This window comes from Polynucleobacter sp. IMCC 29146, assembly GCF_021395195.1.
Taxonomy (GTDB): Bacteria; Pseudomonadota; Gammaproteobacteria; order Burkholderiales; family Burkholderiaceae; genus Polynucleobacter.
In genome coordinates, this window is sequence record NZ_JAJVCR010000002.1 from 346572 (window position 1) to 367706 (window position 21135).

The window sequence follows — 21135 nt, forward strand, 5'->3', positions numbered from 1 at the left end:
AAATAGCTAGTTATTGTAAAAATTGCATTGGATTAACCGGCTTACCATTCACGCGTACTTCAAAATGCAACTTCACTGCATTGGTATCCGTATCACCCATTTCAGCAATTTTTTGCCCTTTGCGTACGCTATCGCCCTCTTTCACTAACAAGCTCTTGTTATACGCATAGGCCGTTAAATAGGTATTGTCATGCTTCACAATGACCAAATTACCATAACCTCGCAGACTATTGCCGGCATACACTACCTTACCATCTGCAGCCGATTGAACTGGCTCGCCTAACTTACCGGCAATATCTATCCCTTTATTTTTGCCTTCACTAAATTCTTCTACTACCTTACCTTGCGCTGGCCAAGATAAGCGAATACCTGGCTCGGCAACTGGAGAACTACTGGCATCACTCTTCAGGGGGTCAGTTTTTATGGTCTCAGTCTTGGTAGTATCGGGTTTTAAAGCAGCAGCCTTAGCGGCACCAGTGCCTCCAACTACACTTTCACCAGCAGGTAATTTTTTACTAGCTGCACTCGCTGCACTAGCTGATTTACTAGCAGTAGGTGATTTAATTAATAAAAGTTGATCCACTTCAATTTGATTCGGGTCGCTTAAATTATTCCAAAGCGCAATATCTTTATACGATTGACCATGATCTAAAGAAATGCGCAACAGGGTATCGCCTCGCTTCACCCGATAATAACCAGGAGGGGTTGGTTCATTAGCCATTGCAGAGGAAATGCTCGCATTACGATCGTTAATGGGCGCAGGCTTTGTACGGGGCGTAGAACAGCCAGCTAAAGCCAAACCCACTGCCAAAGTAATTGCTAGCGGTGCAGTTGAGGCTAAAGCGCGCTTTAAATCTACAGAAGATAATGGTTTAACAATCAATCGTTTCATATCACCCCCGATTGTAAAGGGACAAAAAAGACCTCGTCAAAGGCGGTTCTTTGATAGCGTTGCGAGCTAACTCGTTCAATCAGTAATAACTGCTGCAGATTGGCATTGCGGGCTACTGGGGCAATTAAGCGCCCGCCAATCGCCAATTGATCTAATAAAGCATCGGGAATACCGAGCCCTGCGGCTGCCAAAATAATGGCATCAAAGGGTGCAGCTTGGGGCAGGCCCAAAATGCCATCGCCGTATATGAGGCGTAAATTATTAATCCGAAAGGGTCGTAACTTCGCCCGAGCTAAATCATGCAAAGGTCGTATCCGTTCAATTGAATACACTTCTGTAGCTAACAAACTCAAGATCGCAGCTTGATAACCACAACCCGTGCCAATTTCTAGTACCTTGCCTAGGGGATGTTTGTTTTTATGTAAAAGCTCAATCATGCGTGCCACCACTGATGGCTTAGAAATGGTTTGCTGATGACCAATGGGTATGGCGGAATCTTCATACGCTTGCGCATGTAGACCCGCATCCATAAAGGCATGTCGTGGCACCGTAGCAATAGCTTCAAGGGTTTTCAGGTGCTTTACCCCACTAGCGGCAACTTTATCGGCAAGTGCTTGGCGGTGACCAGCATGCCGTGAAGTCGCCTTCAACCCCGATCCCAGCCGTTGGCACGCATCGCTGCTAAGCGGGCGTGGTGAGTTAAATCAAGCTGCATCGGTGTTAGTGAAACACAGCCATCGGCAATTGCACTAAAGTCAGTACCTGCCGAGGCATCTTTAGCCACACCGGCTGCCCCAATCCAATAAATGAGTTCTTCACGAGGATTTTTTTGCACTACTACGGGCTCAGAGTGATGACGGTTCCCCAAGCGAGTGACTCGCCAGCGCTGTAAATCGGCATAGCTTTGGTTCGGTAAATTCACATTCAATAAGGTTGCTATCCCTTTTTCAGAGCCAATCGGGTTCGCTAATAAATGCGTAACAATATCTTTAGCAATCGCTGCTGCATCATCAATACGAGCCCAACCACGGTCGATTTGTGAAAATGCCACTCCTGGCACGCCAAACATGACCCCCTCAATTGCTGCTGCCACCGTGCCTGAATAGAGCACGTCTTCACCCATATTTTCGCCCTGATTAATACCCGAAACAACTAAATCGGGGCGCTGATCTAAAAAACCGGTCATAGCAATATGCACACAGTCAGTGGGGGTGCCGTTAATAAATAAGAAACCATCACGCTCACCTCCCGCTACGCGATGAATCGATAAGGGACGCGATAAAGTTAATGAATTCGAGGCGCCACTGTGATTTTGCTCTGGTGCAATCACTGTAATGCGCCCCAGTGGACGCAAAGCATTAACCAGGGCAAGTAAACCTGGGGCTAAGTAACCATCATCGTTGGAAACTAAAATATGTAAATTGGTATCGGTAGGCATTAATATTGAGAATCTAAAATTAGCGCATTAAAAAGTAAAATTGATAGTCGATTCAATCAGGCTAAATGACCGGTGCATTGGGTAATGAACGACCTCTAAACCAACTATAAATCACGGGTAGGACCAATAAAGTCAGAATCGTCGTCGTTACCATGCCACCAACAATAACTAAGGCTAGCGGACGCTGCGCTTCAGAGCCGATTGAATGCGATAAAGCAGCCGGTAACAAACCAAGCCCCGAAAGCATCGCTGTCATTAAAACGGGGCGTACCCGTAATGATGAGCCTTCAACCATGGTGTCTTTCATTGCCGCCAAATCATCCGACATCGATTTATTAATGAAGGAAATTAAGATCACTCCATCTTGAATCGCAATACCAAATAAGGATAAGAAACCAAAGAAAGCTGAAATACTTAAAGTTTCGCCGGCTAGATGCAAGGCTAGAACCCCGCCAATTGCCGCAAAGGGTACATTAATCATCACAATTACTGCGTCGCGGAAGTTACCAAAGGCACTCACCAATAACAGGAAAATACCTAACAAAGCTAATGGCACAATAATCATTAACTTTTTCTGCGCTTGCTTCATTTGGTTAAATTGCCCATCCCAGCTAATCGAATAGTTTGCTGGCAAAGTGATGTTCTTTTGAACCAGCACTTGTGCATCTTCCACCGCACTGCCTAAATCGCGTCCACGCACGCTAAATTTAATCGCGATATAGCGCTTACCAGCTTCACGATAAATAAAGAAAGGGCCATCACTTAAACTCACTTTAGCCACCATCGACAGCGGAATTGCTGCGCCCGTGGGCGAGTCAACTAAAAGTTTCGAGACATCCAACACATCATTACGACTTGCTTCATTTAAGCGCACAGCAATACCAAAAGTTTTTTCATCTTCGAGCAAATTGGTAACTGGCATTCCCCCAATGGCATTAGCCACGATCGTTTGAATATCATTCACATTAATGCCATAGCGCGATGCTTTCTCGCGATCAATTTGAATGTTTAAGGTAGGCTGCCCTAACTCTTTCAAAATACCTTCATCAGCCACCCCAGAAACTTTTTTCAGCTCATCAATAATCTCGCGGGCTTTCAAATCTAAGACCTCTAAATCAGGGCCATAAATTTTCACTGAGTTTTCACCCTTAACACCAGATAAAGCTTCATTGACGTTATCTTGAATGTATTGTGAAAAACTATAATTAATACCAGGAATTTTATTTAATTCTGTTTCTAAATGTTCAATCAGTTTTTTCTTGCTCGAACCTGCTGGCATTTTGTCTGGGGCTTTTAAATAGAGCCCGTATTCCTGATTAAAAACCCCCGTTGAATCAGTGCCATCATCTGGACGACCAATTTGTACGGCTACTTTTTCAATTTCACCTTGCTTCAAAAAGATGCCGCGTAATTCATTAGCAATTTTGATTGAATAACCTAAATCTACTGTATTTGGCAAAGTTACCCGTAGCCAAATATTATTTTCTTCTAGGGTAGGCAAAAAAGCCGTGCCAAGCTTAGTCATACTAAACAAAGTTAAACCCAAAATAAACACTGCAATCGCTACAACGGTGCGGGGACGGTCCATCCAGCGCCGCAATAAAGGCTTATACCCAGCTAACAAACGCGTAATAAAGCGGGGTGGCTTGTGATGTAAGTTTTCCCCAAAAATTAGGGAAATCATCGCAGGTAAAAAAGTCAGGCTTAAAACCATGGCTGCAATCAGCGCAAAGCCCATGGTGAAGGCCATCGGCTTAAAAATAATTCCCTCTACCCCGCCCATGAAGAATAAGGGGGAATAAGCCACAATAATGATGCTGGTGGAATAAATCATGGCGCGTTGTACTTCACTAGTAGCAATGATGATGCTTTGATTTAAGCGCTTACCCCCCTCCTCTAAATGGCGCATGACGTTTTCCGTCAAAATGACTGCTGAGTCAACAATCACCCCGAAGTCGATTGCACCCAAAGAAATTAGGTTGGCTGGCACACTCCAAATATGCATCTGGATAAACGAGACACATAGCGCTAAAGGGATGACAGCCGCCACGACCGCGGCAGCGCGCAAATTTCCTAAAAATAAAAATAGAACCGCCAGTACTAAAGAGATCCCAAAAAATAAAGTGTGCTTAACCGTGCCAATCGTAATATCTAGCAACGCCTGCCGATCATAAAATGGTATTACTTGAATGCCGGGTGGCAAAATATGTGAATTGATATTTTTGATTTTGTCGCGTACCCGAGCCAACACCTCAGTAGCATTTTCACCGCGGCGCAAAAATACAATGCCTTCAACGGCATCGGCGTTCTCTCCGTATTGAAACATACCTAAACGTGGCGCAAAACCAATCTCCACTGTCGCTACATCACCAATCCGAATAGGTACGCCTTGGTTTACGGCAACCACAACCTGTTTAATGTCTCCTATATTTTTAAACAGGCCAACACCCCTCACCACAAACTGCTGCTCCCCTGCTGGCAATAAACCGCCGCCTGCATTGCTATTGGCGTTACTAAGGGCAGCAATAATTTGCGACACGGTTACCCCTTTTGATTGCAGACTCTCAGGTGTAATAATCACTTGATATTGCCGCACCTTACCGCCAAAAGATGAAACATCAGCTACCCCAGGGGTTTGTTTCAGCTCTTTATAAATCTCGTAATTTTGTAAGGTTTTTAAGCGAGTTGGTGAAGCAAAATCGGATTGCACGTGGTAACGCATAATTTCACCCGTCGCATCTGAGTCGGGGCTAATGCTCGATGAAACGCCAGCGGGAAAAGTTACGTTACTAAGATTAACAATAAACGTTTGACGCGCTTTAAAAGGATCAGTTGTATCGGTAAACTTTAAGGTAACAACCGATAAGCCGAATAAGGAAACCGAACGAAAAGCCTGTACGCCTGGAATACCCGCAAGGGCATTCTCAACCGGAATAGTGACTTGCTGCTCAACTTCGGAGGTACTTCGCCCAGGCCATTGAGAAATTGCCTGAATGGTTAATGGCGCCACTCCAGGGTAGGGCTGAATTGGTAATTGACTCAGGCTAAACATACCCAAGCCCAATAAACCAATTGAAGCCACAATAACGATCACGCGCTTTTCAAGCACGCCTCCCATAAAGGAAGAAAACAGGCTCACTTAGTCCTCTTGCCTAGCAAAACGATCGTTCAGCAGCACAGCACCATCGGTTAATACATTAGCATTAGGCATTAAACCCTCGGTAACTGCATACGTTTTACTATCGATGTCATAGCCGTTCACGGGTACCCGTCTATAGGTATCGCTAGCGATACGCATAATCACATACTTACTTTCACGCACCCGAATAATGGCAGTTTGGGGTAACACATAAGCCTCAGCCATGCCCGTAGTTAGTTTCGCTGAAACATACATGTCTGGTCGCAGCAAGCCCGCCGAGTTATCTACATCGCAACGAATTAAAAGCGCGCGCGTGACTGGGTCAATCGTGGGCGCTATATAGTTTGCATAAGCAATAAATTCTTTATCGGGGTAAGCCTCGGTACGAAGAACTAATTTTTGCCCGCGGCTAATTAGACGCATATCTTGCTCAAATACATTCCCTAAAAACCAGAGCTGCTTAGGGTCGGCCAAGGTTGCAATAACATCGCCTGAATTCACAAAGGCCCCTGGATCGACATTGCGCTTTACCACTACTCCCTGCAAAGGTGAACGCATAATTAAATTCGGCTGACCTTTTTCGGTTTTCTCTAAATTCTGAATATCTTGATCAGAGGCGCCTAAATTGCGCAAGCGATTACTAGCAGCTTGAACCGTAATTTGGGCATCACCCAGAACATCACTTAAGGATTGCTTGCCACTTAATACTTGAGTTGTTTTGGTCGCCAATAAAAACTCTTGCTGAGCCGAAAGAAACTCAGGGCTATAAAGCTCAACAATAGGCGAACCTGCTTGCACGAGTGCGCCCTCAAAGGCATAAATTCGCTCAACCCTACCAGGTATGCGGGCAGAAAGCACTTTCGATTTCTCGGCATTAAATGCTAGCCGTCCAGGCACCTTAATGTCTTCCGATACTTGAGCCTTTTGTACAACTTGGAATTGATAGATAGCTGGATTTAACTTGAGATCGGGAAGTTTGATTTCAATTGCGCCACTTTTTTCAACCTTCAGCTCCACTTTCTCTGCTTTTTCAAGCCCCACTACTCGATTCACATTGGTAATGCGTCCGACCAAAAAGCCTAAGGCCAAAATAGCAAAAGCAAAGGCCACTAAACGCACCCGCTGGCGATTATCAGGCGTTAAATCCCAATACATGGCAAAAACTTGGTCTTTGAAAGCACGCAGACGACTCATTACGCTCGCGCTAAGTGGCTTGATCAGAGCAAGAATTTTTTCAAGATAGATGGTCAGTTTTTTTAACATTCGTAATACCTATTCAATTGGGTCTTTACCTGCCGCAGCAAATAAAGTAGCCTGAGCTTGCATTAAATTACTTTCTGCAAGCGCTAGTTGTATTTCAATCGAGCGTAATTGAATTTGTGCAGTCATTAAATCGTTAAACCCTTGACCATTATTAGCATACTGTATCAGTGAAACCTTATATGCGGCTTCGGCCACCGGCAGCTGACGGTCACGTAGAAATTCATACAATTTTTTAATTTGCTCATAAGAAGCATAAGAACTCCCCACGCCCAAAATAATCTCTTGGTGCATTGAGGTATTACTGGCCTCAATGGCCGCTTGGTTTCGTACTGCCTGCTCTACTCCGTACCGCTCCTTCATAAAGAAGTACAAGGGAATGACAATATCGAACTCAATTTGGTAATACGAAGCACTATTATTCGCCGCAAATGGGCTACGGTTCATAAAGTTCGTGCCAATAATCTGAAAATCGGGCAAATACGCTTTCTTTGCGTAAGTAACGCCTTTTTTAGCGGCATCGACTTGCAACAGCGAGCTTTTCAACAAGGGATGGCTCGATTCAGCATAGCTTTCTAACTCGACCAGAGTGGGTACCTTGCGCACTGCTGCACCTGGATCGCCACGCAATACTAATTTTTCACGGGGATCACGCCCGATTAATACATTAATATTTTTATAAGCAACTGCGAGTTGTCGCTCTAAAGTAAAGCGATCCGATTCAGCAGCGCTTTGTGAAACTTGCGCATTCAAGAACTCCACATAAGCAGCAGAGTAATTCGCATAACGTGCTTTCGCAATATTTTTAATCAGCTCAGTACGCACTACAGTTTCACTCAGCACTTTTAATTGTCGTTGCGAGGCGAGCGTACTGTAGTAAAGACTAGCTAATTGTGCGCCATACTGTAAATAAAGATTTTCATTGCGCGCTTGTAAGGCCTCGGCAGAGGTATCGGCAATATCGGCAGCCAAACTGCGCTTACCTGGAAACTGAAAAGGCTGCTGGAAAGAAAACGCATTCTGACTTTGTGGGCTAGTTCCCGCAGTACCAAAGGCGAGTGGCGAGCCTGACCCAGGCATACCAGAAACGACTAGCCCAACTGTGGGGTTGGCAGGCGCATTAATTTGCGGCACGGTCGCCTTGGCAGCAAAATAGGCTTCACGGGCGGCAATCAATTGCGGGTTATTCGCTCTTAACTCATTCCAGAGCTGCCGCAAATCCCAACTGCTACGCGCATTGTTCACCGATTGATTGAGAATTTTAGGTAAGGGTAGCTCGGTAGAATTCAGTTCTGGTGGCGGTAAAAATGACTCAACTTTATTGCTCGGGGCGGCACGATTAAAAGCATCAAACTTATTGGTAGGCTCTACCGTCACCGTTGCCGGTACAGATTGAGCAAATGCACCGTAGCCATAGCCGAGCGTCAACAAAGTAAAGTAGACCACGCTCAGGGTGCGCCGAGGTAATTGCTTCAACAAGTGACCGCAGGGTTGGTTAAATAAGTTCAATTCAATCGAGATATATTATTAAATTCGGGTTTACCCCCCGAATTATAGGTGACAAAGCCCTATTTTTAGTAAAAATTCGATGTACTATCCCTATGATTTATAAGCAAAAAATAGCTTAACCCAAGGTTCGACGATCGAGCATGGCTCGTGCCAAGGTGCCTGCATCGACATACTCTAGCTCCCCGCCCACCGGTATACCACGGGCGATTCGGGTTACTTTAATGCCTTTGAGTTTTAAAACCTCGCCAATATAGTGGGCGGTGGCCTCGCCTTCGCTAGTGAAATTGGTTGCTAAAACAACCTCTCGCACTGGCACTTCAGTATCGGGATTCTCAATGCGAGCAAGTAAGCGATCAAAGTGAATTTCGCTTGGCCCCATACCATCTAGTGGAGAAATACGCCCCATCAAAACAAAATAATTGCCCTTAAAACTCAGGGTCTGCTCGACCATCACTTGGTCGGCAGGGGTTTCGACAATGCATAACAAACTGGGATCACGCCGCAAATCACTACAGGTAACACATATTTCAGTTTCCGAAAAAGTATTACAGCGTTTGCAATGCCCTACTTTCTCCACCGCCTCACCAAGCGCTTGAGCCAACAACGCCGCACCTGTACGATCGTGTTGTAATAAATAAAAAGCCATGCGTTGTGCCGACTTAGGTCCTACCCCAGGCAGCACTCTTAAGGCATCAATTAAGCGCTGTAAAGCATCTTGCGGCAAATCGTACTTACCGTTCGGCTTCGTTGAATTTCGCGTCATTAAAACGGAAGCTTAAATCCAGGTGGCATCGGCATACCTGCTGTCGCACCCGACATCAGCTTTGAATTTGCTGCCTCGGCTTGCTTAAAGGCATCGGCATAAGCTGTCACAATTAAGTCTTCGAGCATTTCGCGGTCTTCCATCGCGCCAGCATCAATTTGCACGCGCTTGGTTTCATATTTACCCGTAATGGTAATTTTTACTAAGCCACTCGCAGCTTGCGCTGTAATTTCAAGCGCACTTAACTCTTCTTGCGCACGCTTCATATTTTCTTGCATTTGCTGAGCTTGCTTCATCAAGCCTGCCAATTGACCCTTCATCATTTTGCGTCCCTCATCTTTTTACTCAATTCCGTATTACGTATTTGCCAATCCATTCAATCACAGCAACTGCAGTTACAGCGGCCGTACTGATCCACTTACAACCTTCGCGCCGAATTGCTTTTCGAGCTCTTTAATCAAGGGGTCTGTAGCAATTTGCTCTTCGGCATTTAAACGGCGTTCTTGATGAACTTGCGCATCAATTTTAGCCACCGACTGAACAACCGCACCCCCAACTACTTGAAGTCGTACAGGTTTGCCAAAATGGGCAGCAAGCACTTCGCGCAGGCGCTCCACACAATCATCCGTGGCTAATTGGGGCAAGCTGCTTAGCGCAGTGATTTTAATTCCCTGAGCTGAGTCAGTCCAATCTTGTAAATCAGTTTGAAAAGCCATTTGCTGCACTAAACCACGCAGCGGTAACTGACGCATTAAATCGTGCCAATTGGGACGCCCCGCTGGCGGTAACGCTTTGCTTGCAACTGGTGAAGGCGCAGCGAGGGGTGCCGATGAGGCTACCGGCTTACTGGCGGGTGGTGCCTTTGGCGATAAATCGCCTGATCCCGCTGGACGAAACGCCAGCATCCGCAACAAGGCCATAGCAAAGCCAGTCTGCTCATCAGGTGCCAAGGAAATATCAGCCCTACTGGTAATCGCAATCTGATAAAACAATTGAATTTCTTCACGGGTGAATACCGACACCAAGCGCCGAATTTCACCTGCCTCGGGCCAATCATCTAATACCGATTCGGGTACAACTTGTGCAGCGGCAATTTTTTGAATGAGGCTCGATAAATCCTGCAAAGCTAAGGAAAACGACATGCTACGCACGCCCATTTCCTCCGCAATAGCCAATAAGCTCGCCCCATCATGTGTTGCCAGGGCATCTAACATGCTAATGAGATAAGCATCATCTAGGGTACCCAACATGCCGCGAACTGCAGTTTCGTTTACAGCGCCAGCAGCATACGCAATGGCTTGATCAGTCAGTGAAAGCGCATCGCGCATCGAGCCCTGCGCAGCCTTGGCAAGTACCCGTAAGGCTACAGGCTCATAGCTCACTTTTTCAGCGGCTAATACTTTTTCCAGATGCTCGATGATCAGCGCAACCGGCATTTGCTTTAAATTAAATTGTAGGCAACGCGACAAAATCGTTACTGGAATTTTTTGCGGATCGGTCGTTGCCAAAATAAACTTCACATGGGGAGGCGGCTCTTCGAGCATTTTCAACATCGAATTAAACGCTTGGGTACTTAACATATGTACCTCGTCAATCATGTAGACCTTAAAGCGTGCGCTACTTGGTGCATAGGCGGCTTTTTCAAGCAAAGCAGCCATATCATCGACCCCGCGATTACTAGCGGCGTCCATTTCAATGTAATCGACAAAACGGCCTTCATCAATTTCAACGCAGGCGGGGCACTTACCACAGGGCTCTGAAGTCATCTGACCTTTACCATCAGCGCCAGTGCAATTTAAGGCTTTGGCCAAAATACGGGCAATGGTGGTTTTTCCCACACCGCGTGTACCCGTAAATAACCAAGCGTGGTGCAGGCGCCCCTGATCTAGAGCATGTGTCAAGGCTTTGACCACGTGGTCTTGCCCTACCAATTGGGTGAAGGTTTTAGGGCGCCACGAACGGGCTAATGCTAATGCGGTCATCCCTAGATTCTAACAAGGCTTGAATCAATCCCCCACCACCATAAATGGTGCCCAAAAGAGTGGGTGGGCATAACTGTATTTCACCGTACTGCCCTCTTTCACTCCTCCCTGATCGATTTGCGCGAGCATTGCTTGTCTTAGGGCTTCGGGTTTGGCTAAGGTCTTATTGTCTTGTTGACGCTTAAAAAGGTCAGTCATGAGTTGCCTTGAAGCGACGGAGTCTACTGGCCAGTTTGAGACTAAGAGTGCTTTGGTTCCGGCGAAGAAGAAGGCTCTACCAAGACCAGAGACTGCTTCTGAGGCAGCGCCTTCGCCAGCGGCCGTATTACAAGCCGAGAGTACCACCCAATCTGCATTCAGTTTTAAACCAATAACTTTATCCATGGTCAGTAAGCCATCATCCTTATCTCCCGTGACATCGGGTGACGATAAAGCGAGCGCTGGTTGGGTTAAGCCATTAAGCTCTCCCGGAACTAAACCGTGGGTCGAGAACATCACCACCTTACGGTTAGACAGGTCCATTGACATCACTTGCTTCACACTAGCCTGTTTATGTAAAAAGATATCGTCTGGCCCTGCTCCTACCACTTTGGCAATATCTTCAATCTCAAGACTTGTATCCGGTAGTCTTGGCAGTAGAGCTAGTTCAGCAGAACTGACTCCCGCAGTTTTAGGAGCGCTGCGCAAAGCCAAGGGAATGCCTCTAGTAGCTAACTGAGTCCCTTTGCCTTTATCAGCTTGTTTTTCTTGGGTAGCGCTAAAGTACGGGTCACCAAAACCGACAAAGCTCTTGCGGTTGGGATCGCCCTCAGGCAGACTTCTTAGGGCCGTGAGTGCAGTAACTGAGGGAATCTGGGCAATGGCAATGTCTTTGGTTAAAAAAGGCACAGTCTTGTATCCTGCAAAGGGAGTTCCTGCTTTAGTGGGTTGGGTCGTGGCTTTAGTAACTAAGACCGATAAAGGCAATTGGCCTAGTTCGGCGTGGGGTACCACAATCAAGACCTTTTTACCCTTCAGAGCCGACTCTACGGGAGCGAGTATCTGTTGATAGAGTTGATTGGCGAGCACCACATCAAAAGGCGGAATCTCTTCAACCGAAGAGACCCCAGGATCTAAGGCTTTACGCAGTTGCGCCACTTCTTTTGCGATTTGTGCTCTACCAATAGGCAATTGCACAAACTGTACCGGAGCATCTTTACTAATCGCCCAGACATAACCTACCGTATCAGCAAAGTACCAGGAGACTAGCACTTCATCGGGCTTAAGTAACTTCTGCGTACGCTCAACCGTCGCCGGCTTAGGATCAACTAACTCGGCGTACTCAGGAAACTTCTTCTCAATCTCTTTTTTAATCGGGTCACGCTGGGCTTTAAAGGTATCAATATCGGTTTTAAGTTTAGCTTGTACGCCAGGGAGTTGTTGATTAGCGGGGGCAGATAAGAGGCCTGTTAACAAATCAGATAAGGTATTAATCCGCCGCTGTAAATCTTGCTCTTGACGCGCTAAAGTAGCTAGTTGGGGGTCTTTAATCGAAGCGCGCGCGGCACTCTCGGTTAAGGCGCGTTGTACCCCACTACCGCGTGCCACATCAGCGATTTGGAAAGCTTCGGCAGCAGCATCACCAGCTTGAGAGGGGCTTGCTTTAGCGCTTTGGGCAAGGAGTGCCAAGTAATTACTCAACACAAAATTAAGGCGCTGGGTCTGAGTAAAGCTACCGGTTGAGTTCTCGGCATCATTTTGGGCTTGATTCACTAAAATGGGGATTGCTTGTTTAAATTCGGTAGCTGCGGAACTACTTTTACCATCAGCTTGTAATGCTGAGGCATGAAAAGCGCGGGTCATGGCTAGACTAGGAGAGTTTTTATCCATGCGGCCTACTGCCTGCTTGAGAAGCCCATCGGTCATTTGGGTGGCTTGGGCTACTTTATTGGTTTTAAGCATGGCTAGTACCCAGCTTAAATTTCTTGGTTGAAACTTAATCAATAATTCAGGGTCTCTCTGTAAATTGCTTAATAAATTTGAATAAACTTTATCTGCTTCAGCATATTTGCCCTCAGCGGCAAGAACTTGGCCGAGAAAATTTTTCTGCCTTATCATCCGAGTCGACAAGTCATCAGAATTACCTAAAGTTAATATTCTTAAAGACTCAAGGGCTAAAATGCGAGCCTCATCAGCCCTCCCCTGAGCCAAAAGAATATTTGCTAACGTGGTTAAACCTGAAGTAATTTCAGGAGCTACCACTCCAAAGGAGCTTATGACTGTGTTAATACTCTCTCTAGCCATTATTTCAGCATCAACAAATTTATGTTGATTTAAAAATGCCATTGCTAGGTAATTCTGAAGTTCAGCTAGTCTGCTTTTGGCATCGATTACTCTAGCACTTTCAGCATTTCGTTCGGCGGAGTTAAGCTCGTTAGTGACACCCTCATAATTAGCTATAGTATCCAGTGTTAATTTAATGGCCTTACGGAATCTCCTTTCCGCATCAATTGGTCGCCCCTCTCTAAGAAAAATTGACCCCCTAACAGTCTCAACCTGACCCTCTAAGCGCACTTTGTCAACAAAACGTACTTTAGGATTAGCTAATAGTTGTTCTAACTGGGTTTCAAGCAAGCCCATAGTCTTTTTTGCAGCTTCTAAGTTGCCAATAGTAAGAAAATATTGAATTAAAATGCGATTATTGGGTATAAAACCCCTTTGATTGCCGATCGAAAAATTTATTGCATATGCTCGCTGCATTAAGTCAATTGCTTTAAGAGGATTGCCATTTCTCATTTCAGCCAATGAATAATAAGTAAGCTCGTCAGCGCCAGCTCCTCCAGTGAGAGGATATTCAGTGATTATTTTTTCATAAATAGCAACGGCAGCTCTATAGTTGCCAAATCTTTCAAATGCCTTAGCTTGTTTATAGTAAAAATTATTTAATATTTTGGGATCATTTGATTCTGGTTTAGGAGATGCCAGAATTTTTTTTGCTTCATCTTGAGCAGCGAAGTCTTGCTTACTAGTATCAAGTACTTGCAAAATATCCTGAATATTTCTAGGTGGGGCTTTTACGTTTTCTAGTTCTATATCGCCTTCTGAACCCGCAGGAGGGTTAACTTGAGCTAAGCAGAAACCAATTCCACTAAGGCCGACCATCATCGACATTAACGCAATTCTGACTAAACTCATATTCATTATTTGCCCCCCTGGGTGTGACCCAATACCAATACTGCCATAGGTATTCGAACAAGGCTAAAATGTGGGTGGACGGGCCTCCTCGCATGGTGGCTTGGTAACCTGGTCAGGTCGGGAACGAAGCAGCCAAACCCAAGTACTGCCAGTGCCGGGGGTTGGGCTCGTCCCCTTCGCTTACGCTTCAATTCAAACATCTTCTAAAGCAAAGCTTGTCCTCTAAAAAATATCCATCAATTTGCTGCAACATTTTGGCAGCAGCACTAGGGCTTATTGCTAATAGTGGCTTATGCCAAACAGCGACTCTGCAGTCCTTTATATCCGCTACGCCAACCGATACTATTCAATTGGGTATTAATATGGATAACTCGCTTGAATTTAGCGGCAAGGGGCTGGCAATTGATTTAGGTCAATATGGTGAATGGATCGCCTCAGCCGCAGTAAGTGCTATTGGCGTCAGCCAAACTAATACATCCCCAGGCTATCCAAGCACCACTGCCGATCTCTCGAATGCACAATTAATTTTGCAAAAAAATACTGGGGTGGCTCAGTTTTATTTTAAGGCAGGTTCGTATAGCTTTCCTACGCTGGGCACAGCATACAAAAGAGCGAATTTTTATACTGCCGATACTTATGGCTACGTTCCACAGGTTTATGCCGCTTATGTTCCCAATAGCAATTGGTCGGCAATGATAGGTAAGCTGCAGGCCATGGGGGGTTATGAGTCTGGCTTCACCTACCAAAACTTAAATATTGCCCGTGGCATCTTATGGGCCCAAACGAATGTCATTACCCGCGGTATTCAAGTCAATCACACCCAAGATAAGATCGATTTGGCTTTTACGCTTAATGATGGCGCGTATTCAGGAAAATATAATTGGCTGGGTGCCTCAGCTAGCTATCGACCTAATCTAAATCATTATCTTGGCATTAGCTATGTCGGCTCTTTCAGCCCCAATAATACGAATACTTTTAATACGCCTTTATTAGAAAACAATTCGCAAATTGCTAATGTCGTTTATAAATTTAGCTCTGATCATTGGCAAGTTGTACCTTATTTACAGTACTCATTGATACCCGCCAACCCTTCGATTGGTATACCTGTTTCGTATACCACTCGGGGTGGCGCGATATTGGTGAACTATAAAATGCGCCCTACTGAAATGGGCGCAGCTAAATTAAAGAATATAAGTTTGCCAGTGCGCGTGGAGTATTTATCTACTAACGGCGGCAATGTAGCTGGGGCGCCAATACTGCTTTACGGCCCCAATAGCTCAGCCTGGACCTTCACCATCACCCCCACCTATCAGTTTGAGCAATACTTCATGCGCCTTGAAGCATCGCTCGTAAAGGCCATAAATGCCGCCGCTGGTGCAAGCTTTGGCGCAAATGGCACTAATACCTCTCAAGTAAGGGCTATGGTTGAAGTGGGGATTTTGTATTAATTAAGCACTACACCCCAAGTCGCTAGCCTTAGTAGGGCTATTTACCACGTTAAATATATGTCAGCAACACCAGTAAACGCCAGATGACGACGGCTAGGCAGATACCAATCAAAATGTAGTAATTTAGTTCAATGCGAAATAAGCGAACACGTTTATGGGTGTAGTCAATTGCAAGCATGAGATTTTCTTTATTAAGTCAAGCTGGGTTAAAGATGTAAGCGTAAAGCCTGCATTAACCATTACATAGCAGAAAAATCGTATTTTCTTGTAGGAAATTACTGAGAATCAGTATTTCTGCCTTGCGCTACTTTCTTTCTTAAAAAAGCGGGCTCTAAAGCCTCGATGGCAGTACAAAACATTACGTTATCGTCTAGGCTCGCTACGCGGTTCTCGGCTTACTAGCCGAGTACAGCAATTCTTTCGACATGGTTTCATGGTCGCGCCGCCTTTAGACCCGCTTTACCCCATCATTTATCTAGGCTGTATCCATGTCAAAGCCAAAGCGATCTACCTAGCGACTGGCATTGCGATGACCGGCTACAAGTGGTTACCGAACTCAAAAACCGGGGATCATTCTACGGGGCACCTTCACTTTTTTAACTGGCTTTGTAAAGCTTTATTACTGCATTTCAAAATACCTAATTAGATCAGCTACAGCTAAGGTATCTTTAGCGCAGTAGTTCAAGACAGATTTAGACCACTCATCTTTTTCGGATTGAGTAGACTTGGGATCGGTACAGACAAACCACGCAATTTGCGCGTCCATTCCTGAGCCGACATTACCCTCCTCGTAGTTCACCGTTGTGGGTATTACTTCTACTAGGGTTTTAATTGAATATGAATTACCCGTGCTTTGCCCCATTTGATGCGTATAAAAGCCCTTACGTACAAGCTCTAAACTATCGATTAAACGATCGATAATTGCCCCAATTTGTGGCGCAAGATCCGCACAATCCTCACGCTCCATTAAATATTTAAGAACCCCGCGTTCGGTGGGTTTGTGATGCACAAAAATAGGTCCCACACTACCTAACTCGCCAATGAGCTTTTGAGCAAAGTCTCTAAACATGGTGGGACTAATAAATTCCAGAAAACTTTTCCCATCGGCAATACTCAGCACCTGAGCTACCCTATCCCAGCGGTGTATTGACCACTGAAAGGGAATAGCTTGATAGGGTTTAGTACCCACAATTAATGGCACCCCTTGCTGGACTGTTTCAAAATCCATAAAGTAACGCGGCCAGGGCATTGATTTAATTTGCGCAATGGTCTCGGAATCAAACCAAGGCTGCAAAGTTTGATGGGCTTTTTGAATTGCTTGATGAATGGGACTAGTTAATGCCTCAACCGGTAATTCACGAATATCAAAAACACCTTTGGCATTCCACTCCAGCGCCATTTTTTTACCTACCTTGGGCAAAATTTCTATCGGATGCTCAGCTTTAGGGGGATAAGCCGTTAAACACCGCTCTTGATAAAGGCATACATAAGGCGCATTGCACCAGGCTCCCATTTCAATCTTTGGCATTGGAGCGCCTTTAATAGCAACGGGAAGTAATTCGGCTATCCATTGCCCAACTTCATTTGCCTTGCTATTAACCGCTGCAGTCACATCCACTTCAGTAATCAACTCAACATATTGCTCATTACCCTCGTATATGAATTCTTTATTAATATGGCCAATCTTGACTTTGTTAACCTGAATACTGTTAGCCCGCAATACCGCCACCTGAATACTGACATCATCAATATGCAAAGCCTTAAGCTCAGTTGATGCTTTGATTTCAATTACTTCCCAGGCATTACCTAGGCGCTTTAGGATATCAACGCGTACTAAGGTTTGCATATCTAAAAAAGCTGCTTCATAAATGACTTGAACTGATGGATCATTCATGGCCTCTTGCGTTTTCTGCAAAATGAGTTCTGGCGAGTATTGCCCATCAAGACTAATAGTTTGGTCAGCTATAGCGTAATAAGTTCTCGCAAAATCACCTAGGCGATTACCCAAATGAAACAAATGTGAATCGCCCTTAATGGGCTCGTTTACATCAAACCATAACTTCTTATGGCATTGCAAGCCTGTGATGATTTTGCTTTTAGTCAGCATATACATTACTACAGCATACCAACTATGATTCCTGAGAATCAGTATTTCTGCCTTGCGCAACTTTCTTTCTTAAAAAGGCAGACTCTACAGTGCCAGCTAACATATACATTCCTTAGGTAGGTAAATCAATATGTCATAAAAAAAGAGGTTTAAGTCGTCATACCCAAGTCCTAGTAAATCTTCAAATAAACTAATAATAGATATAAAAATACTAATAAACTGTCTAGGATATGAATAATTGCCCCTTTTGCACCTTAGCCCAAGAACGAATCATTGACTCTAATGAATTTGGGGTGACGATTCGAGATGGCTTCCCAGTCTCCCCCGGGCATACCTTAGTCATCCCCAAAAGACATATTGGCTCTTGGTTTGAAATTAGTAAAGAAGAGCAGCTTAGCCTGATGGAGCTCCTCACAAAAGCTCAAAAAGTTCTAGAAAAAGAATTTAGCGCAAATGGCTATAACATCGGAATTAACGATGGCCCTGCAGCTGGTCAAACAGTTCCCCATTTACATATGCATCTCATTCCAAGATATAAAGGCGATCAAGAGGATGCTAGAGGCGGGGTAAGATGGATTATTCCTGAGAAAGCGAAGTATTGGGAATGACTAGCTCTGAAATCCTAAAACTCTTTAACTCAATAAATTGCGCGAGACTAGGTAATGGTTATGCGCCACACAAACCAATCCTCATTTTGCTCGTGCTGGAGAGAATTCTGAATGGTCATGGTAATAGCTTCACATTTGCAGAGCTTGATCCTGATCTCAAGAAATGGCTTGAGAAGTATGGCTCTAACAACGCTTCCAATACCCGGAATGAACCATTCTGGCGCTTGAAGAATGACGGCATTGTAGAAATTAATGCTCCGGCGTCATTATTCGCACAAAGCAATACCCCAACCCCCAATCAACTGATTGAATTTAATGTCTCAGCATCACTTAAAGATGAAATATTCAACGCCTTACACCACAACCCAGACTTAATATCAAAAGTAGCTAAGACGGTTGTAGATCAATTCATATCAGAGCCATCGCGCACGCCACTACTTTCTGAGGCTGCGCCAAGCATTCAACTACTAGATCGTCAATATTGGTGGGTTAGCCAAAATCAAACTTATAAGCATGAAGTTCCCGGAAACTTTATGTGGTCACCCAAGACAAGCTCTAGAGGCGGAAGAGTTCCTTCCTATGATTTTATGGAGGATATGAAAATAGGTGACATTGTCTTTTCATTTGCAGATACCTATATCAAGGCAATTGGCGTTGTAACAAGCCCAGCTCAATCTAGCGTTAAACCCGACTTTGGCAATGCAGGCGCTAATTGGTCAGATGATGGTTGGCTGGTTGACGTAGCATTCCAAGAGCTGGGATTGGCTCAATTTAAGCCCAAAGAATATATGGGTCTTTTAAATCCTACGCTACCCGAAGTTTTATCGCCTATTCGCCCTGATGGAGGCGGAAATCAGATCTATTTAGCGAAGATCTCAAAACAAATGGCTGACATTCTTATTGCTCTATCTAAGGGTGTGGGTGCTTCAATTGTGGAAGACTTATCCCAAAATTTAGACTTTGCCGCTCCCAATGACGAGATTGCGGAAGTTAGTGAAATTAAAATGAGAACCGATATTGGGGCTACACAAATAACCCAAATCATTAGCTCACGCAGGGGTCAAGGCATATTTAAAGCAAATGTACGCCTGATTGAGAATGCTTGCAGAGTTACAAAAGTAACCAACCCCAAGCACCTAATCGCTAGCCATATAAAACCCTGGTCTAAATCTGATGACATTGAAAAATTGAGCGGCTTTAATGGTTTATTGCTTGCCCCCCATATTGATCATTTATTTGATAAGGGGTTTATTTCCTTCAAAGAGAATGGCGATCTAATTCTTTCAACACACTTAGATGCTGCAGTGATTGATCAGTGGAGAATTGAAAAAAATATCAATGTAGGAAGTTTTAGAGAAGAACAGCAACAATTCCTCGAATATCATAGGGATATAGTTATGCTGCAATAGGAGTATGATGGTCACATGGAGTTACCGTACCAAGAGAAAATTGATCTTATTCTTTAGGACGGAGTTAAAGGGTTGAATTCTAAATCTTCGAATACGCCCACCAAATATCCCTAAAAATACTATAACTAGTTTTAAAAATTTATAATTTTAACTAAACTGGCATAGCTATATTTCTTTTAATAAGAAGGCATTAGGCCAACCGCCATGCTCGTTTATAACATCATCAATTTGCTCTACTGTTTCGATGGTTTTAGCCAAAGAAATAATTATTTTTTGATAATGCCGAATATCTTCTTTTGAAAGGAGACATCCTTTTCTATCTTTAAGCCATTTCTGACAAACTTGATAACCACCAATGTGATAATTCCATATTTTTTCACTTACGCCCATAAAACCAGATGTCTGGGCGTTATCTACCCATATCGTATCAAGGGTAAAAGCTCCTTTTTCAATCTGAATATTTTCATTACCTGAATATGAAATTTGAGAGTCTACTATTTGGTACTCATCTAAAAGGTGGAGTTGTATCAACCTCTCTCCAAGAGCCGATAGATTTAAAAATAACTTCATGTCCTTAGGTATAGGAATCCTAGGAAAATCAATTCTCAAAAACTCGGCATATCTTAATCGATATGAATCGCTGTAAAGAATTGAATAAATATATGCAAATATTTTTTCAGAAAATTCCTCTGAGGGGTTTATATTGGGTATAGCTTCCTTAAATGTCTTTAAGAAATCCTCTGAAAAATTAAAATGCTTTATTAAATCCAGTAAAGGTAGCCCCCCTTCAACGGAGAGCTCAAGAGGAAAAATATACGCAGTTTCCCGAGTAGCACTAGAGAGAGTACATGTATCAATAAGAGATCTACTTACAAGTGCATGTCGAAATTCATTATTAACCTGGCGATTAACCACCAATGCAATATTTTTTAAAGCACGGATATGTTGTAAAACTGGTCGCCTTGGGTTACATATGAAACCTCTTGCTTGTCCAGTATAAAAAGTCCATCGGTAGTCAAATGGACGATACTCAACTCGAGCAATACATGAGGCTAATTGATTTGATTTAACATCAGCTTGAGCTCTTTCAATACTCCAGTCTTTTGTATCGTCGCCAAGCTTATATTCACTTCTTACATCATCAGCACTTAGTTGAATAAATTTTTTAAGAAAGGATTCAAAACTCTTTTTATCTATCCAGATCGTTATTCCATCGCGTGCCGTAACCATCCCGCTTGAGTTAATAGGCATTATTTTATCAAGCGCAAATCCAAGCTCATGAACTGACCTGATTTTTAGTACCACTCCAAAAGAGAGGATTTTTGATAATCTTCACCCTAAAGGAGTGCTAAATATGGCAAAAGGCCAACGTCTTAAACCCGAGCAAATCGTCACCTTATTGCGTC

Annotated in this window: 14 protein-coding genes, 1 other RNA gene and 2 pseudogenes; 5 read left to right on the top strand and 12 right to left on the bottom strand. The window is 44.2% G+C overall.

Going from position 1 to position 21135, the window contains the following annotated elements; genetic code table 11:
• Positions 1–10: 10 nt before the first annotated feature.
• The 10 genes and pseudogenes from LZT22_RS03755 to LZT22_RS03800 form a co-directional block, all read right to left on the bottom strand.
• Positions 11–892, bottom strand: coding sequence for a peptidoglycan DD-metalloendopeptidase family protein (locus tag LZT22_RS03755; protein WP_233923707.1), 882 nt, complete (start codon positions 890–892; stop codon positions 11–13).
• Positions 889–1512 (bottom strand): annotated as a pseudogene (locus LZT22_RS03760) (protein-L-isoaspartate(D-aspartate) O-methyltransferase); the annotation flags it as partial. The pseudogene LZT22_RS03760 and the gene LZT22_RS03755, both read right to left, overlap by 4 nt.
• 26 nt (positions 1513–1538) lie before the next feature.
• Entirely contained in the window at positions 1539–2330 is a 792-nt protein-coding gene (surE, locus tag LZT22_RS03765) for a 5'/3'-nucleotidase SurE (protein WP_233923708.1), read from the bottom strand.
• Between the two features lie 61 nt (positions 2331–2391).
• Positions 2392–5448: an efflux RND transporter permease subunit gene (locus tag LZT22_RS03770; RefSeq protein ID WP_233923744.1), complete on the bottom strand. Its 3057-nt coding sequence runs from the start codon at positions 5446–5448 to the stop codon at positions 2392–2394.
• Between the two features lie 21 nt (positions 5449–5469).
• Positions 5470–6732, bottom strand: coding sequence for an efflux RND transporter periplasmic adaptor subunit (locus LZT22_RS03775; protein ID WP_233923709.1), 1263 nt, complete (start codon positions 6730–6732; stop codon positions 5470–5472).
• A 9-nt stretch (positions 6733–6741) separates the two neighbouring features.
• On the bottom strand, positions 6742–8208 hold the full coding sequence (locus LZT22_RS03780; RefSeq protein WP_233923710.1) for a TolC family protein: 1467 nt from the start codon (positions 8206–8208) through the stop codon (positions 6742–6744).
• Positions 8209–8353: 145 nt separating this feature from the next.
• Entirely contained in the window at positions 8354–9001 is a 648-nt protein-coding gene (gene recR / locus LZT22_RS03785; RefSeq protein WP_233923711.1) for a recombination mediator RecR, read from the bottom strand.
• Positions 9001–9324 (bottom strand): YbaB/EbfC family nucleoid-associated protein, encoded by a 324-nt coding sequence (locus LZT22_RS03790; protein WP_233923712.1) that lies wholly within the window; start codon positions 9322–9324, stop codon positions 9001–9003. The genes recR and LZT22_RS03790 overlap by 1 nt, the downstream gene beginning before the upstream one ends.
• A 72-nt stretch (positions 9325–9396) precedes the next feature.
• Positions 9397–10983, bottom strand: a complete 1587-nt coding sequence (gene dnaX / locus LZT22_RS03795; protein ID WP_233923713.1) for a DNA polymerase III subunit gamma/tau — start codon at positions 10981–10983, stop codon at positions 9397–9399.
• A gap of 24 nt (positions 10984–11007) precedes the next feature.
• A complete protein-coding gene (locus tag LZT22_RS03800; RefSeq protein ID WP_233923714.1) occupies positions 11008–14163 on the bottom strand; it encodes a CHAT domain-containing protein in 3156 nt (1051 codons plus the stop codon).
• Between the two features lie 71 nt (positions 14164–14234).
• Here LZT22_RS03800 and ffs point away from each other — a divergent pair.
• The 3 genes and pseudogenes from ffs to LZT22_RS12755 form a co-directional block, all read left to right on the top strand.
• An RNA gene (gene ffs / locus LZT22_RS03805) (signal recognition particle sRNA small type) lies at positions 14235–14332 on the top strand.
• Between the two features lie 79 nt (positions 14333–14411).
• Positions 14412–15605 carry an outer membrane beta-barrel protein gene (locus LZT22_RS03810; protein WP_233923715.1) on the top strand — a complete coding sequence of 398 codons (1194 nt, stop codon included), beginning with the start codon at positions 14412–14414 and terminating at the stop codon, positions 15603–15605.
• A gap of 445 nt (positions 15606–16050) precedes the next feature.
• Positions 16051–16175, top strand: a pseudogene (locus LZT22_RS12755) (IS256 family transposase); the annotation flags it as partial.
• A gap of 49 nt (positions 16176–16224) precedes the next feature.
• Here LZT22_RS12755 and LZT22_RS03815 read toward each other — a convergent pair.
• Positions 16225–17718, bottom strand: coding sequence for a DUF2779 domain-containing protein (locus tag LZT22_RS03815; protein ID WP_233923716.1), 1494 nt, complete (start codon positions 17716–17718; stop codon positions 16225–16227).
• A 224-nt stretch (positions 17719–17942) separates the two neighbouring features.
• Here LZT22_RS03815 and LZT22_RS03820 point away from each other — a divergent pair, with 224 nt between their 5' ends.
• Both LZT22_RS03820 and LZT22_RS03825 read left to right on the top strand, forming a co-directional pair.
• Positions 17943–18320, top strand: a complete 378-nt coding sequence (locus tag LZT22_RS03820) for an HIT family protein (protein WP_233923717.1) — start codon at positions 17943–17945, stop codon at positions 18318–18320.
• Positions 18317–19729: an HNH endonuclease gene (locus LZT22_RS03825; RefSeq protein WP_233923718.1), complete on the top strand. Its 1413-nt coding sequence runs from the start codon at positions 18317–18319 to the stop codon at positions 19727–19729. Before LZT22_RS03820 ends, LZT22_RS03825 begins: the two co-directional genes overlap by 4 nt.
• A gap of 165 nt (positions 19730–19894) precedes the next feature.
• Here the strand turns inward: LZT22_RS03825 and LZT22_RS03830 are convergent, their stop codons facing one another.
• Positions 19895–20980, bottom strand: a complete 1086-nt coding sequence (locus LZT22_RS03830; RefSeq protein WP_255700894.1) for a type ISP restriction/modification enzyme — start codon at positions 20978–20980, stop codon at positions 19895–19897.
• Positions 20981–21135: the final 155 nt, after the last annotated feature.